Below are 14,500 nucleotides of genomic sequence, written 5' to 3'. Positions count from 1 at the left end.
AGGGGGCGGCCCTTGCCGGCGCCGACCCCTTCGAGGCGGGATCTACAGCTCTTTCTTGAGGTGCTTTTCGATCTGTTCGAGGGTCTTGCCCTTGGTCTCGGGCAGGCACAGGAACACGAACACCAGCGAGCCGACGTTGATCGCCGCGAAGATGAAGAAGGTGGTGTTACCGATGGTATCGGCGGCAATCGGAAACGAGAAGGCAACCGCCGCGTTGAACAGCCACTGGGCCGACACCGCGATACCGGTCAGCAGACCACGGACCTGCATCGGGAACAGTTCGGACATCAGCAGCCAGTAGACCGGCGCGATGCACGCTTGCATGAACAGCAGGAAGACCAGAATGCAGGCCAGGGCGGCATAGCTCTGGGTCAGATTCTGCGGCATGAATTCCAGCACGCCACCCAACGCGGCTTGCATCAGGACGACCATGACCAGACCGGTCATCAACAGATGGCGGCGGCCGTAACGGCCAATGGCCCAGATGCCCAGCAGCGTCGCCAGGACCGACACCACGCCGTTGCCGATGGTGGCGGTCAGCGCAGCATTGGTGCCCATGCCGGTGGTCTTAAGGATGATCGGCGTGTAGTACATGAACGCATTCACGCCAGTGAACTGCGCGGTGAAGCCCAGCCCGATGCCGATCAGCAGCAGCTTGATGACCCAGCTCTGACGCAGCAGATCCCTGGCTTTCGGGCGATGGCGCGCCTGTTCGTCCTGCGCCTTCATCTCATCGATTTCACGCTGCGCATCGGCTTTGCTTTCGCGCAGCTGTTCGAGCACTTCGTGGGCCTCGTCGAACCGGCCCTTGGCCGCCAGCCAGCGCGGGGAAGCCGGTACGAAGAAGGTCCCGACAAACAGCAACACACCCGGCACCATCGCGATGGCCAGCATGTAACGCCAGATGCCATTGGTGTGGAGTAGCGCGGCCATTACGGCGCTGAGCACGTAGGCGAGCAACTGGCCGCTGACGATCATCAGCTCATTGCGGCTGACCAGTCGCGCACGACGTGAAGGACCGGCGATCTCGGAGATGAACACCGGCACGGTGGCCGAGCCGCCGCCCACCGCGATACCCAGCAGCAAGCGCGCGGCGATCATGAAATCGACACCCGGCGCCATGGCGGTGCCCAGTGCGCCCGCCACGAACAGGATCGACAGCAGACGCAGCGTCAGACGCCGGCCGTAGCGGTCGGAAATGTAGCCGCTGGCCAGCGAGCCAAACGCCGCGCCGACAATCAGTGACGCAGTAATCAGGCCTTCACTGAACGGGTTGAGGCCCAAACCACCCTGATCGATCGGCAAGGTCATGAACGGCAGGGCGCCGGCGATGATCCCGGTGTCGTAGCCGAACGCCAGCGCACCCATGGTTGCAACGAGGACGGAGATGAAAATCAGACGGCGCGCCGAAGCGCGTTGCCGACCGTGATGGTCGATTTTGGATGAGGTAATGCTTGCAGACATGAACTGTAACCCTTCTCACGGAACTAGCGTCGTGCCAGTACACGGAACTGATGCGTTAGGGCCATGTGCGGCGTGCTAGTTCCCTTGCGTGCAAACATATTGAGCATTGTTTTCTGCGATGCAGGGTGTCTGGCACTGTGGATGCAAGGTGTCTGGAATGGGCTTGGCCGGGCTGTCAAGCCTGCCGTTCACCGGACCGGCGGTGGCGCCGGGCGCCGCATTCGAGTAAAGATGCAGGCTCCACCTCGCATAGATCTGAAGGAACCAGCATGCCTATTCGACGTTTTCCCCTCGTCACTGCAATTGCCTTTTCCGTTCTATCCACCACGGCTTTTGCCGCCGATCCGGCACCTGATGGCTTGCTGAAGCAGGCCGAGGCCGAACAGAAGTCCTACCTCGCCACCGTCAAACAACTGGTGGACGTGGACACCGGCACCGGCCAGGCTCCGGGCCTGCAAACCGTGAGTGCGATGCTGGTGGATCGGCTGAAAGCGCTGGGTGCGCAGGTCACCACAACACCGGCCAGCCCATCGGCAGGCGATAACATTGTGGGTACGTTCAAAGGCACCGGCACCCGGTCTTTCCTGCTGATGGTTCACTACGACACGGTGTTCGGGCCGGGAACGGCTGCCAGGCGTCCGTTCAAAGTCGAGGGCGAGCGTGCCTACGGGCCGGGTGTGGCCGACGCCAAGGGTGGCGTGGCGATGATTCTGCATTCGCTGAAGTTGCTTGAAGATCAGAAATTCAAAGGCTTCGGCACGCTGACCGTTCTGTTCAATCCGGATGAGGAAACCGGTTCCAGCGGCTCGAAGAAAATCATCGCCGAACTCGCTCGCCAGCACGACTACGTGTTCTCGTACGAGCCGCCGGACAAAGACGCCGTCACCGTCGCCACCAACGGCATCAATGGCGTGATGCTCGATGTGAAGGGCAAGTCTTCCCATGCCGGCTCCGCACCTGAAGCCGGACGCAACGCGGCCATGGAACTGGCCCATCAAATGTTGCAACTCAAGGACCTGGGCGACCCGGCCAAAGGCACGACGGTCAACTGGACGCTGGTCAAGGCGGGAGAAAAGCGCAACATCATCCCGTCCAGCGCCTCGGCCGAGGCGGACATGCGCTATTCGGACCTGACCGAAAGCGACCGCGTTCTGGCCGATGCACAACGCATCGTGGAACAGAAACTCATCGATGGCACCGAAGTCAGCGTGCGTCTGGAAAAGGGTCGCCCACCGCTGGCCAGGAACCCCGGCTCCGACCAGTTGGCCAAGACCGCGCAAGCGATCTACGGCAAGATCGGCCGCAGCATCGAGCCCATCGCCATGCGCTTCGGCACCGACGCCGGCTACGCTTTCGTACCCGGCAGCGCCAAGCCGGCCGTGCTGGAAACCATGGGTGTCGTGGGTGCCGGGCTGCATGCCGATGACGAATACATCGAACTGTCCAGCATCGCGCCCCGGCTGTATCTGACCGTGTCGCTGATTACCGAGTTATCCGGGAAATAGCCGTAGATCCATGTAGGAGCGGACCGGGCGGCGCTCCGCGCCCACACCTATCCGAGCGTGCAGGAGCCGCCGTACCATAAAATTTTCTACATCAGGCTTTCCAACGTCCGGTCCACCAGGCGCAGGCTGTTGCGTCCGCCGCGCTTGGACTGGTACAGCGCCGCGTCGCCTTGCTCGATCAGCTCGGTCAGGCCGGCGGGCGGGCGGTTGAACAGGTTGGCGCCGATGCTCAGGGTCACCGCTTGCGGGGTGGTGAAGGTCTGGGACGCGGCCGCATGAAACTGTTCCCGCAGGGTATCGCCCAGCGCCACCACTCGTTCGTTCGACGCATCGCTCATCAGAATCACGAACTCATCACCGCCCAGCCGCGCAGCGAGGGAACCGGCCGGCAGCACCTTGCGGATCATCTCGCTCAAGCTGACCAGCAACCGGTCGCCGGCAGTATGGCCATAGAGATCGTTGACCAGTTTGAAATTGTCGACATCGATCAACAGCAAAGCCCCGGGGCGTTCGGTCGAGACTTCGTTGAACACGCGGGGTGCGCGCACTTCCAGGGCGCGGCGGTTGTACAGGGCGGTCAACGGGTCACGCGCCGCCAGCCGTTCGATACGTTTCTCGCGCCGATAACGCTCGGTGCCGGTCATGGACAATGCAATCAGCATGATCGCCATCACGCCTTCCACTAGCGACAACTTGATGATCTCTCCGCGAAAAGCGGCGAGGTCCAGCAGTGCGCCGGGAATGACCGCTGAAATGCCCTTGGCGTAATAGAACAGCGCATGGCCCAGCAGCACGTAGCGCAGCTGCACCGCCCCGACGCTCAGCGAGCTGCCGTGCGGGCGTAGCAACAGGCTGGCGCGCAGCGTCACCGTGGCGACCATCAGCGAGTTGACCAGCAGCATGACTTTCGACCATTGCTGACCTTCCGGCAGCAACAGCATGCCCAGCCAGACAGCCGCCAGCACATACCAGCCGCGGGACAACCGTGTCTCGGTGAAGCGCGCGACGCCCAGCAGGAAAAGACAATGGGCCACCACCAGCATGCCGTTGGCGAACCAGATACCGATCAGCAACAGGCCGCTGCTGCGCAGCAGGGCGAGTGTCGAGCCTACGGAAATGGTGGCAAAGCCTGCGCTCCAGAACAGCAGTGAGGATTCGCGAACACTACGCCACTCGACCGCCAGGTACAGCGCCGCAGCAGCGGCCAGGGCAATGGAAATCGTCAACATCGTGAGTGGGTCGAGCGCCATAAACGGACTGGCCTATAGATTCGCGGTGGGGAAGCGCGATTGTAGATGCTTGGGGGGATTATCCGAAGATTTCACCACGCCTTATCGGCCTTGAATGTATGTTCATGAGACAAATGGCCAAATGATGGCCATGGGGCCGGAAGCCAGCCTGGGACAGGAATGTAAACGTCGCGAGTGCGCAAACGCCGCTCAATAGAGCGGCGTTCTTGTGCACAGCGTAGCTGCCATGGGAGCGGACCCCATGAGCACGGCCAACCATCAAGGCATCTGCGGCAATTCTTGAGGGCGCAGGTCGAAGATCAGCACTTCGGCCTCCACCCCTTCGCTCAATTGCAACCGTTGCTCGTCACGTACCCGCACACCGTCACCTTCGCTCAGCCGTTGGCCGTTGAGCACCACGCTGCCGCGTGCCACGTGAACGTAGGCGTAGCGGTCGGCGGCCAGTTCCAGCGTCGCGCTTTCGCTGCCGTCGAACAACCCGGCGTAAACCCGCGCATCCTGGCGCACGTTCAGCGAACCCTCGGCGCCATCGGGCGAGATGATCAACTGCAGGCGGCCGCGTTTCTGTTCGGGCGTGAAGTGCTCCTGCTGATAGCGCGGTGTAGCGCCGGCGACTTCAGGCACGATCCAGATCTGCAGGAAATGCACCGGCTCGCTGCCTGAATGGTTGTACTCACTGTGCGCCACGCCTCGGCCGGCGCTCATCAACTGCACGTCGCCCGGACGGATCACCGACCCGGTGCCCAGCGTGTCTTTGTGTTCCAGCGCGCCTTCGAGCACATAGGAGAAAATCTCCATGTCCCGGTGCGGGTGCTGGCCGAAACCCTTGCCTGCCGCCACACGGTCATCGTTGATCACCAGCAGGTCGGAAAAGCCCTGCTCATTCGGGTCGCGGTAACCGGCGAAGGAAAAGGTGTGGAAGGATTTCAACCAACCATGATCGGCCGCACCACGGTCGGAAGCTTTGCGAAGAGTCAGCATGATTCGTTCTCCAGAAGGTCGATGCCGTTCATTCAGCCGTCGACTTGATGAAGCTAGGTTACTGTTTATCCGCAGTCGCAATAAGTAGATGAAAAACGAATCACTGTCTTGTTCAGGTGGACAATTGCGCGCCTGTCAACGGCTCTGCAACCACTTCAAAAAGCCGCCTTTCTTGACCTGCGGTGGCCGGGCAAGAAGGGCTGCATGGCTGCTCTTCTGCCGAACCGCCTGCAGCTTGTGCAGCGCCCGATCAACCTCGTTGCACTGCTGCATGAAGGTGCGGGCGACGGATTTGTCGATGCGATAAATGATGCTGGAGGTCAGCGCGGTGAAGCAGCCTTCCGACGGCGTATCGGCAATGATGCTTTGCTCGCCCATGACTTCGCTCGGCCCCATGCGTCCGGCCTCGATGCGTCGCTCGCCGTCGGGCACCGCGACGCTGACCACGCCAGTGGCGATGACGAACAGGCAATCCGGCACTTCGTTGAGGTCCAGCACCACCTGGCCGGCGCTGTATTGCTGCGCCGTCATGCTCTGCGCCAGCCGGTCGCGCTCTTCACTGCTCAGCGAGCGGAACACCTTCACCTCGTCGAGCAATGCCCGGGCCCTGGAGATCGGCTCGCCGCCGCCATCCTGCTGGCGCACAATGCCTGCTGCCTCCAGATGCCGGTGTGCCAGGTCGAACAGCTGATTGCGCACCTCACCCTTGCTGCCCAGCTCGGCAATGAAACCGCTGGCCACGTATTCGGACATGGTTTCCCCGGCCTCCTTGAGCACGGCCTTGGGCGGCGGGTTCAGCAACAGGCTGCTGCTGCCTTGCAGGGTGCGCTCCAGGGCGTCGAGCACGCGGCGCGGGCGGATGTGGTTAGGCACCTGGATGCTGATCGACACCCCGTGCATGTTCACCGGTCGGCTAAGGTTGACGATCTTGGCCTTGGCCGCCACCGAGTTGGGCACCACGGCGGTCGTGCCCTGGCCGGTCAGCAGATGGGTGGCGCGCCAGTCGATGTCCACCACTTTGCCTTCGACCCCGTCGATCGATACCCAGTCGTCTACTTGATAAGGCTTGGTGGTGTTTAGCACGATCCCGGAAAACACATCGCTCAAGGTGCTTTGCAACGCCAGGCCGACGATGATCGCCACTGCGCCGGAGGTTGCCAGCAGGCCCTTGACCGGCAGTTCCAGCACATAACCGGCCGCAGCCACCACCGCGATCAGAAACACCAGCGCGCCGATCACGTCCTGCAACAGGCGTCCGCTGTGGCCGATGCGGTGCATCAGTGCCAGGCCGATCAGCACGGTCAGGACGCGGGCGGCATACATCCACCAGACAATCGCCATGGCCGTCGCGCCCAACTGCATCACGCTGTCATCCGGCCAGGCCGGCGCCAGCAGTGGGCTGATGCCGGCGTTGATGATCAGCGAGCTGAACGCCAGGAACAGCGCCAGGCGAATCGCGACCCGGGCCACGCGCTGCTGCATCGGCGCGATGTGCCAGATCAACACATCGACCAGCAGCAGGACTGCACTCCACAGCAAGGGATGGCTCAACACAAAAGGCATGGCAAAAACTCCGGGCATGGACGTGAAAGAACCTGCCGCAGCAGGTTCTTTATGAGGTGCAGGTGACCTTAGTTCAGGTGCGCCTTGAGTTCGCCGGCGGCCTGACGCATTGCGGCACGCACTTCCGGGATCTGGTTGAGCGGGTTGAGCAGGCCGTAGTCATGGATCATACCGTTGTAACGCACCGCCGTGACGGGCACTCCGGCCGCGTCGAGCTTGCGGGCATAGGCTTCGCCTTCATCGCGCAGCACATCGAACCCGGCGGTCTGCACCAGCGCCGGCGGCAGGCCGCGCAACTGTTCGGTGGAAGCCCGCAGCGGCGAGGCATGGATGTCTGCCCGCTGGCCGGCATCGGTGGTGTAGTTGTCCCAGAACCACTTCATCATGTTGCGGGTCAGGAAGTGGCCTTCGGCGAACTGCTGGTAGGAACCGTCATCGAAGCGGGCATCGGTCACCGGCCACAACAGCAGCTGGAAGCGCAGGGCCGGGGCTTTCTGCTCCTTGGCCATTAACGCGACCACCGCTGCCATGTTGCCGCCAACGCTGTTGCCGGCGACCGCCAGGCGTTTGCCATCGACGCCGATCTGCTGGCCATGCTCGGCCACCCAGCGCGTTGCGGCGTAAGCCTGGTTGATGGCGGTCGGGTAGCGGGCTTCCGGCGAAGGCGTGTAGTCGACATAGACCGCAACGGCGCCGGAGCCGACCACCAGGTCGCGAATCAGGCGCTGGTGCGTCGGGAAGTCACCCAGCACCCAGCCACCGCCGTGGAAAAACATGAACACCGGCAGGTCACCCTTGACGTCGGCCGGGCGAACGATCTTCAGCGCCACTTTCTGGCCGTTGACGTCGATCGAACGCTCGCTCACCTCGATACCCGACAAATCCACCTTCACCGACGCCTGGGCGCCGGTCAGCACCGCACGGGCATCCTTGGGGCTCAACTGTTCCAGAGGTTTGCCACCGCCGGCAGCCAGAGCTTCGAGAAACGCCTGGGTGTTGTGTTCCACGCCGGGGCTGCCGGCGGCGAACGCGCTGTTGACGCAGAGGGCGAGCAGGCTGGTGGTCAGGGTTTTTTGCAGAGCGTTCATGAATAAATCCTTTTTTGATGAGTGCGGGGGAATGTGCAGTCCGGGTTTCGGGCCTCGGCTGCACCATGCGCACAGATTAATAGGATGTCTGGGCGCGAAAAAGCCGGTATAAAGCGTTTAACTGTCAACAAGGACGGGACAATGAACCCCTTCGAAGATATGCGTATTTTCTGTCAGGTCATGGAATCAGGCAGCTTTACGGCCGCCTCGGACAAACTGGGCCTGTCCAAGCAGTTCGTCAGCCGCCGCCTCATGCAACTGGAAGACCGGCTTGGCGTGCGCCTGCTCAATCGCTCGACCCGGCGCCTGGACGTGACGCCGCTGGGCCAGAGCTATTACGAATCGGCCTTGCGCCTGTTGAGCGAAGTCGAACAGGTGGAGCAGGGCATCACCGGCCAGAACAGCGAACCGCGCGGCACCATCCGCCTCAGCGCGCCCCTGTCATTTGCCGTGGCGCATTTGGGCTGTCTGTTGCCGCAATTCCTGCAACGCTACCAGGATGTGTCGGTAGAAGTGGACCTCAGTGACCGCCCCGTGGACCTGCTCAGCGAAGGCTACGATCTGGTGCTGCGCATCGGCACCCTGGAAGACTCGACCCTGATCGCCCGGCGTATTGCCAATATCGACCGCGTGTATTGCGCCAGCCCGGCGTACCTGGCCGAGCGCGGCACGCCCGCCAGACCCGACGACCTGCACAGTCACGACTGCCTGCCTTACGGCCACGGGCGCCAGGTGCAGTGGCGTTTTCAGGGGACCGGTAAGCCGGTGAACCTCAGCGTCAGCGGGCGAATGCGGGTCAACAATGGCGAACTGCTGCGCGACGCCGCCGTGGCCGGACTCGGCATCACTTATCTGCCCACTTTCATCGTCGGTGCCGCGTTGCGTGACGGCCGGCTGGTCAAAGTGCTGGACGATCTGCGCCCCGAGCCGTTGACCCTGTCGGCGGTCTATCCGCAACATCGCCAGGCGTCCCGGCCGGTGCAGGCGTTCATCGAGTTTCTCCGCGAGCGGCTCAGCCCGAATGTCGATCTGGATGATCGCCAAAGTTGAAGCAACGCAGGCGTGCCGTGCCTCAGCGGCCGGCGCGCAGGAGATCGAACGGGTATTCGACCACGATGTACAGCCGGTCGATGTCATTGTTGCCTTGAGCCGTGTTGCCGCGGTGGCTGACATGCGAGAGGTTCAGCGTCAGGTCCTTGGCCGCGCCGGATGGCACGGTGTAGGCCAGGGTCACGTCGCGCTCCCAATGGCGTCCGTCCTTGCCCTGGGTTGGGACATAGCGTTGCCGGGCAGCGTCGAACGGGTTGTACGCCCCGCCTTGCGGCGCGCCACTGCCATCGATCCCGCTGCCACGCACGTAGCGCGTCATGAAGCTCAGGCCGGGCACTGCCTGAGTCAGGTCCAGGTCATAGCGCAACTGCCAGGACTGTTCGTTGGCGCCGTTGAAATCGCCGTATTTGATCGAGTTGGCCAGATAGATGGAATCGCCACCGACAAAATCGAACGGCGTGTCGCCATGGATCTTTTGATAACCCAGGCTGAAGGTCTGGCCGCCGGTTTTCAGGCGGCTCATCAGGCTCGACGCGGTGGTGGCGATGGCCCCGGCGCTGGCCTGGCCGGCGTCCACGGTGCGGTAGAGGTTAGCGTCCCATGACAATCGGGTGTCGCTGCTCAGCTGTTGTTTCAGATTGAGGTTGGCGTAGTACTGGCGCCAGGTGTCGCTCAGTTGCGAGGCATACAGCGCGCCGCCGAGCGGTCCGGCGCTGTCGGTCTGGACACCCGCCAGACTGATGCTGCGGCCTCGCGTCGTTGCGCCATAGCCCTCGAAATCATCGTGGGCCGAGCTTTGTGCCTGATTCTTGAACGCGGTGAAATGGCCGGCCACCCATTTGAAGCCCGGCATGGCCTGGCTTTCCAGCAGCAGGCCGGTGGCGTACTCGGGTTGCAGGCGCTTGTCGGCGGTGTCGAACACCGGTGTCTCGACTTCCATTTCGCCGATCTTCAATACGCTGTCGGCGGCACGCCATTTCAGGGCCATGCCGGCGCTGGAATAGTCGGGTTCGGCCCGACCGTCGCTGTCCAGCGGCAGCAGGCCGGTGCCGGAGGTTCCCCGGCCACTGTCCAGTCGCAGGCCTAGAAAACCGTGGGCCTCCACGCCGAATCCGACCGTGCCGGGTGTGAAACCGGAACTGAAACGGCCGATGAACCCTTGAGCCCATTCCTGCTGATAACTTTTGTCGCGCTGGGCATCGTGCCGATAGTCGTTGTGCAGAAAATAATTGCGCACCAGAACATCGGCGGATGCGGCCATGGCCGTCGCCGGGAACGTGGAGATCGAAAGCAGGGACAACCACAGGAAGACGCGCATGAATCAGACCGGATTTCAAAACCTGACTGTGAGCGTCCTGCGCCGGCCTGGCTTGTAGGATTGTGCTGTCACCGTTACCGAGGCGAGTATGATGGACGCTTTCCGTTCAGAGGGTAGTGTCCATGTCCGTCGCCAAAGCCGAAGTCGTCATCACGTACTGCACCCAGTGCCAATGGCTGTTGCGTGCCGCCTGGCTGGCGCAGGAATTGTTGAACACCTTCTCGAACGACCTGGGCAAGGTATCGCTGGAACCGGCTACCGGCGGTGTGTTTCGCATCACCTGCAACGACGTGCAGATCTGGGAGCGCAAGGCCGACGGCGGCTTTCCGGACGCCAAGGTGCTCAAGCAGCGTGTCCGCGACCGGATCGACCCGCTGCGCGACCTGGGTCACAACGACAAACCCTCGACCCATTAAAGGGTGGTTTTGGCCGGGCTCGCGCCTTTCGCGCCTTTGAGTCCCGACACTATGATCGCCATCACGATCAAGCCGCCGCCCAGCAGCATGCGCGAAGTGGGCGCCTCGGCAAACAACAGCCAGGCAAAGGCGATGCCGTAGACCGGCTCCATGGCAAACACCACCGCAGCGGTGCGCGCCTTGATGACCGCCAGGCTGGCGACGAACAGGCTGTGGGCAAGGCCCGTACACAACACGCCGAGCAGGGCGAGCCACAGCCAGTCCATAGCTGCGACGCTGCCCAGTGCCGGCGCCACCCATGGCAGCACGAACATCGCGACCAGCAGGTTCTGGCACAACGCGGCCTGGACCGGTGGCACGTCGGTGGAACTGGCCCGGTTGACCAGCGACAGCAACGAAAACGTCAGCCCGGAAAAGACCGCCCATAGCAGGCCGCCGGTGGCCTGGCTGGCGAGGTCGAAATCCGGCGTGACCAGCACCAGCCCGAACGTGACCGCCAGCACCAGCAGGACTTCCGTGAGGCGAATCCGTTCGCGGAAAAACAGCCCTTCGAGCAGTACGGTAAAGGCCGGGAAACTGGCGAAGCCCAGCGTCGCCATCGCCACACCGGCAATTTTCACCGCCATGAAAAACGTCACCCAGTGTGCAGTGAGCAATGCCCCGCTCAGGGCCAGTGCCGCCCAGGTCTTCAGACGCAGCGATACCCACCTGCGCTGCCCGGCAAAGCGAATGAACAGCGCCAGCGCTGCCACCGCAAACGCGGCCCGGCCAAAAACAATCATGGAAGGCGAAGCCGCCGCCAGCTTGCCGAACACGCCGGAAAGCCCGAACAACAATGCGCCGGCATGCAGCGCGCCCAATGCGAAACGAGGGGTCATCGTGATCCTTGATGGTGCCGAGATCTCATTGCAGGAGCGAGCTTGCTCGCGAAGACGTACTTACAGACAGATAAATCTGTTGTCGGTGCACCGGCCGTTCGCCAGCAAGCTGACCCCGACAAGTTCGACAGCGAGGATAACTTACCCCATTCGGCCACTGTCATCACCGTGCCACGCACCTGTCATATGGAATTAACCGGCCTGTCGCACTCTCATCGAAACCCTGCCGGAGGTCGTGCCATGAGCAGTGCTCAGCTTGCCAAACCCAGCCGTAAGCAACGCGTGCGGACCCTGTGGATTTCCGATGTGCATCTGGGCACACGGGATTGTCAGGCAGAACGGCTTTCCGCGTTCCTCAAGGGTTACCAGGCCGACAAGGTTTACCTGGTGGGCGACATCATCGACGGCTGGAAGATGCGCAGCGGCGCGTACTGGCCCCAGGCGCACACCAACGTGATCCGTCGCCTGCTGACCATGAGCAAGCGCGGCACCGAGGTGATCTACATCACCGGCAACCACGATGAATTCCTGCGCCGCTACTCGAAACTGATTCTGGGCAATATCCAGCTGGTGGACGAGGCCGTGCACACCACCGCTGACGGTCGGCGGCTGCTGGTGATTCATGGCGACCAGTTCGACGTCATCACCCGCTACCACCGCTGGCTGGCCTTTCTCGGCGACTCCGCCTATGAATTCACCCTGACCCTCAATCGCTGGCTCAATCATTGGCGGGCGAAGTATGGCCTGGGTTATTGGTCGCTCTCGGCCTACCTGAAGCACAAGGTCAAGACCGCGGTTAACTTCATCAGCGACTTCGAGCAGGCGATTGCCCACGAATGCGTCAACCGCGGCCTGGACGGCGTGGTCTGTGGGCACATTCACCACGCCGAAATCAGCCAGGTCGGCGGTGTCGAATACCTCAATTGCGGCGACTGGGTCGAATCCTGCACAGCCTTGATCGAACACCTGGACGGCACCATCGAGCTGTATCGCCTGGCCGACGCCCAACTCAAGGCTTCCCAAGCTGAAGCCTCACCTGTCGCTGCCGAGCCGGTCAGCGAACCGGTGAGCTGATCAGAAGGGAATCCGGCCCAGCAGCAGGTCGCGGTACATCACGAAATCGCCGAGCAGGCTGTAGAACGGATGCTGGAAAGTTGCCGGGCGGTTCTTTTCGAAAAAGAAATGCCCGATCCAGGCGAAGCCGTATCCGGCCACCGGTACCAGCCACAGCAACCACCAGCGCCCGCTGCCCACGGCGAACGCCAGCAGGAAAATCACCAGGCTGGTGCCGACGAAATGCAGGCGTCGGCTGGCGCTGCTGCGATGTTCGTTGAGATAGAACGGATAGAACTCCGCAAAGCTGTTGAAGCGCTTGACCTGATCCATCGACAAGATCCTCATGTTCGCCTTTCGACAGTCTAGCCGCAGTCGCCCGGTCAGTGCCGCCAGAATGCAGGCATACACAGCACCAGCACGGTGATGATCTCCAGGCGCCCCAGCAGCATGCCGCCGGACAGAATCCATTTGGCGGCGTCCGGCAGGGTCGAGAAGTTGCCGGCCGGGCCGATCACTTCACCCAGGCCCGGGCCGACGCCGGACACGGTACTGGCGGCGCCGGTCAGCGCGGTCATCCAGTCCAGGCCCAGCAGCGACAGCATCAGCGCGATGATGCAGATGGTGATGGTGAAGAAGAACGAAAAGGTCAGGATCGAGCGCACGATCTCGTCGTCCAGACGATGGCCGTTGTAGCGCTGCTTGATCACCGCCCGCGGGTGAATGAGCTGGTTGAGGTTGGCCTTGAGCAGGATGTAGGCCACCTGGAAACGGAAAATCTTCACGCCACCGGCCGTGGAGCCTGAACAGCCGCCGATGAAGCCCAGATAGAAGAACAGCATCAGCGAGAAATTGCCCCACAGGCTGTAGTCACCCAGGGCAAAACCGGTGGTGGTGACGACTGACGTCACGTTCAGCGCCACGTGCAGCAGCGCCTCGCTCCACGGCAGGTCGGTGGTGTTGGCGTACCAGACGGTCATCACCAGCCAGGTCACCAGCAGCAGGCCGATCAGGCCCTGGACCTGTTCGTCCTTGAACAACGCCATGCGATGGCCGCGCATGGTGGCGACGTACAGGGTGAACGGCAGGCTGCCGAGGATCATCACCACAATGGCGACCCAATGCACCGCCGGCTGTTTCCATTTGGCCAGCGACAGGTCCGAGGTGGAAAAACCGCCGGTGGAGATCGCCGACATCGCATGGTTGATGGCATCGAACGCGCTCATGCCGGCGAGCCAGAACCCCAGGCTGCCCAGCGCCGTGAAGCTGACATAAGCCAGCACGATAAACTTGGCCACCATGTGCGAGCGCGGCATGACCTTTTCCGAACGGTCGGAGGATTCGGTCTGGAACAGGCGCATGCCGCCGATCCGCAGCAGCGGCAGGATCGCCACCGCCATGCCGATGAAACCGATGCCGCCCAGCCAGTGCAGCATAGAACGCCAGATCAGGATTCCCGGCGACATGCTGTCCAGGTGACTCAGGACCGTGGAGCCGGTGGCGGTGATGCCGGACATGCTTTCGAAAAACGAGTCGGTGTAGCTGATGTGCTGGGTCAGCAGGAACGGCAGGGCGGCAAAGATGCACACCACGATCCAGCTGGAGACCGTCAGCATGTACATGTCCCGTGGCCGCAGATGAACCTGGGCCGGCCGTCCCGGCGCCACCAGCGCCAGGCCCGCCACGAACGTGATCACGCTGGCCCACAGAAACGAGCGCAGGTCTTCGAAACGGTCGTATATCACCAGCGTGACCATGGGCACGATCATGGCAACAGCCAGAGTGATCAGGAAGATGCCGATAATGAAACCGATGATGCGCAGGGTCGGCAACGCCATGTAATGCTCTGACTTGAAGGGAAAGGCGGCCATTTTACCTGCGCCGGATGGCAAGTAAACCGAAGTGCATATCTGTGTGCTCGATAAGCGCCTTGA

The 14,500-nt window shown here is 62.3% G+C and carries 13 protein-coding genes; 4 read left to right on the top strand and 9 right to left on the bottom strand.

Going from position 1 to position 14,500, the window contains the following annotated elements; all coding sequences use genetic code 11:
* Window positions 1-42: 42 nt before the first annotated feature.
* Complete coding sequence (locus tag EGJ27_RS12805; protein WP_125831105.1) at window positions 43-1,464, bottom strand: sugar porter family MFS transporter; 1,422 nt, start codon at window positions 1,462-1,464, stop codon at window positions 43-45.
* Window positions 1,465-1,733: 269 nt separating this feature from the next.
* Between EGJ27_RS12805 and EGJ27_RS12800 the strand changes: the two genes are divergently transcribed.
* Entirely contained in the window at window positions 1,734-2,969 is a 1,236-nt protein-coding gene (locus EGJ27_RS12800) for a M20/M25/M40 family metallo-hydrolase (RefSeq protein WP_125831104.1), read from the top strand.
* A gap of 86 nt (window positions 2,970-3,055) precedes the next feature.
* On the opposite strand, the gene EGJ27_RS12795 is transcribed toward EGJ27_RS12800, so the two are convergent.
* From EGJ27_RS12795 to EGJ27_RS12780, 4 genes are all read right to left on the bottom strand, one after another.
* Entirely contained in the window at window positions 3,056-4,219 is a 1,164-nt protein-coding gene (locus EGJ27_RS12795; protein ID WP_125831103.1) for a GGDEF domain-containing protein, read from the bottom strand.
* A 258-nt stretch (window positions 4,220-4,477) separates the two neighbouring features.
* On the bottom strand, window positions 4,478-5,200 hold the full coding sequence (locus EGJ27_RS12790; RefSeq protein WP_125831102.1) for a pirin family protein: 723 nt from the start codon (window positions 5,198-5,200) through the stop codon (window positions 4,478-4,480).
* A gap of 135 nt (window positions 5,201-5,335) precedes the next feature.
* The gene (locus EGJ27_RS12785) at window positions 5,336-6,763 is read right to left on the bottom strand and encodes a mechanosensitive ion channel family protein (RefSeq protein ID WP_125831101.1); all 1,428 of its coding nucleotides are present in this window, start codon (window positions 6,761-6,763) and stop codon (window positions 5,336-5,338) included.
* Window positions 6,764-6,831: 68 nt separating this feature from the next.
* Complete coding sequence (locus EGJ27_RS12780) at window positions 6,832-7,851, bottom strand: alpha/beta hydrolase (RefSeq protein ID WP_125831100.1); 1,020 nt, start codon at window positions 7,849-7,851, stop codon at window positions 6,832-6,834.
* 141 nt (window positions 7,852-7,992) lie between these two features.
* On the opposite strand from EGJ27_RS12780, the gene EGJ27_RS12775 reads away from it, so the two are divergent.
* Window positions 7,993-8,901 (top strand): LysR family transcriptional regulator, encoded by a 909-nt coding sequence (locus EGJ27_RS12775; protein ID WP_125831099.1) that lies wholly within the window; start codon window positions 7,993-7,995, stop codon window positions 8,899-8,901.
* A gap of 22 nt (window positions 8,902-8,923) precedes the next feature.
* Here EGJ27_RS12775 and EGJ27_RS12770 read toward each other — a convergent pair whose 3' ends face one another.
* Entirely contained in the window at window positions 8,924-10,219 is a 1,296-nt protein-coding gene (locus tag EGJ27_RS12770) for an OprD family porin (RefSeq protein ID WP_125831098.1), read from the bottom strand.
* A 122-nt stretch (window positions 10,220-10,341) separates the two neighbouring features.
* Between EGJ27_RS12770 and EGJ27_RS12765 the strand changes: the two genes are divergently transcribed.
* A complete protein-coding gene (locus EGJ27_RS12765) occupies window positions 10,342-10,635 on the top strand; it encodes a SelT/SelW/SelH family protein (RefSeq protein WP_125831097.1) in 294 nt (97 codons plus the stop codon).
* Here EGJ27_RS12765 and EGJ27_RS12760 read toward each other — a convergent pair.
* A complete protein-coding gene (locus EGJ27_RS12760) occupies window positions 10,632-11,513 on the bottom strand; it encodes a DMT family transporter (RefSeq protein WP_125831096.1) in 882 nt (293 codons plus the stop codon). The two genes, EGJ27_RS12765 and EGJ27_RS12760, sit on opposite strands and share 4 nt — an antisense overlap.
* Window positions 11,514-11,753: 240 nt before the next feature.
* On the opposite strand from EGJ27_RS12760, the gene EGJ27_RS12755 reads away from it, so the two are divergent.
* Entirely contained in the window at window positions 11,754-12,587 is an 834-nt protein-coding gene (locus EGJ27_RS12755; RefSeq protein WP_125831095.1) for a UDP-2,3-diacylglucosamine diphosphatase, read from the top strand.
* Here EGJ27_RS12755 and EGJ27_RS12750 read toward each other — a convergent pair whose 3' ends face one another.
* Both EGJ27_RS12750 and EGJ27_RS12745 read right to left on the bottom strand, forming a co-directional pair.
* Window positions 12,588-12,899, bottom strand: a complete 312-nt coding sequence (locus tag EGJ27_RS12750) for a DUF962 domain-containing protein (RefSeq protein ID WP_125831094.1) — start codon at window positions 12,897-12,899, stop codon at window positions 12,588-12,590.
* A gap of 50 nt (window positions 12,900-12,949) precedes the next feature.
* Entirely contained in the window at window positions 12,950-14,404 is a 1,455-nt protein-coding gene (locus EGJ27_RS12745; RefSeq protein ID WP_125831135.1) for a TrkH family potassium uptake protein, read from the bottom strand.
* Window positions 14,405-14,500: the final 96 nt, after the last annotated feature.

Source organism: Pseudomonas sp. v388, assembly GCF_003935425.1.
Taxonomy (GTDB): Bacteria; Pseudomonadota; Gammaproteobacteria; order Pseudomonadales; family Pseudomonadaceae; genus Aquipseudomonas.
This window is presented reverse-complemented; position numbering and strand designations above follow the sequence as displayed.

Coding starts and splice junctions, on each gene's coding strand:
- EGJ27_RS12805 (WP_125831105.1), bottom strand. CDS start 1,464: ATGTCTGCAAGCATTACCTCATCCAAAATCGACCATCACGGTCGGCAA.
- EGJ27_RS12800 (WP_125831104.1), top strand. CDS start 1,734: ATGCCTATTCGACGTTTTCCCCTCGTCACTGCAATTGCCTTTTCCGTT.
- EGJ27_RS12795 (WP_125831103.1), bottom strand. CDS start 4,219: ATGGCGCTCGACCCACTCACGATGTTGACGATTTCCATTGCCCTGGCC.
- EGJ27_RS12790 (WP_125831102.1), bottom strand. CDS start 5,200: ATGCTGACTCTTCGCAAAGCTTCCGACCGTGGTGCGGCCGATCATGGT.
- EGJ27_RS12785 (WP_125831101.1), bottom strand. CDS start 6,763: ATGCCTTTTGTGTTGAGCCATCCCTTGCTGTGGAGTGCAGTCCTGCTG.
- EGJ27_RS12780 (WP_125831100.1), bottom strand. CDS start 7,851: ATGAACGCTCTGCAAAAAACCCTGACCACCAGCCTGCTCGCCCTCTGC.
- EGJ27_RS12775 (WP_125831099.1), top strand. CDS start 7,993: ATGAACCCCTTCGAAGATATGCGTATTTTCTGTCAGGTCATGGAATCA.
- EGJ27_RS12770 (WP_125831098.1), bottom strand. CDS start 10,219: ATGCGCGTCTTCCTGTGGTTGTCCCTGCTTTCGATCTCCACGTTCCCG.
- EGJ27_RS12765 (WP_125831097.1), top strand. CDS start 10,342: ATGTCCGTCGCCAAAGCCGAAGTCGTCATCACGTACTGCACCCAGTGC.
- EGJ27_RS12760 (WP_125831096.1), bottom strand. CDS start 11,513: ATGACCCCTCGTTTCGCATTGGGCGCGCTGCATGCCGGCGCATTGTTG.
- EGJ27_RS12755 (WP_125831095.1), top strand. CDS start 11,754: ATGAGCAGTGCTCAGCTTGCCAAACCCAGCCGTAAGCAACGCGTGCGG.
- EGJ27_RS12750 (WP_125831094.1), bottom strand. CDS start 12,899: ATGGATCAGGTCAAGCGCTTCAACAGCTTTGCGGAGTTCTATCCGTTC.
- EGJ27_RS12745 (WP_125831135.1), bottom strand. CDS start 14,404: ATGGCGTTGCCGACCCTGCGCATCATCGGTTTCATTATCGGCATCTTC.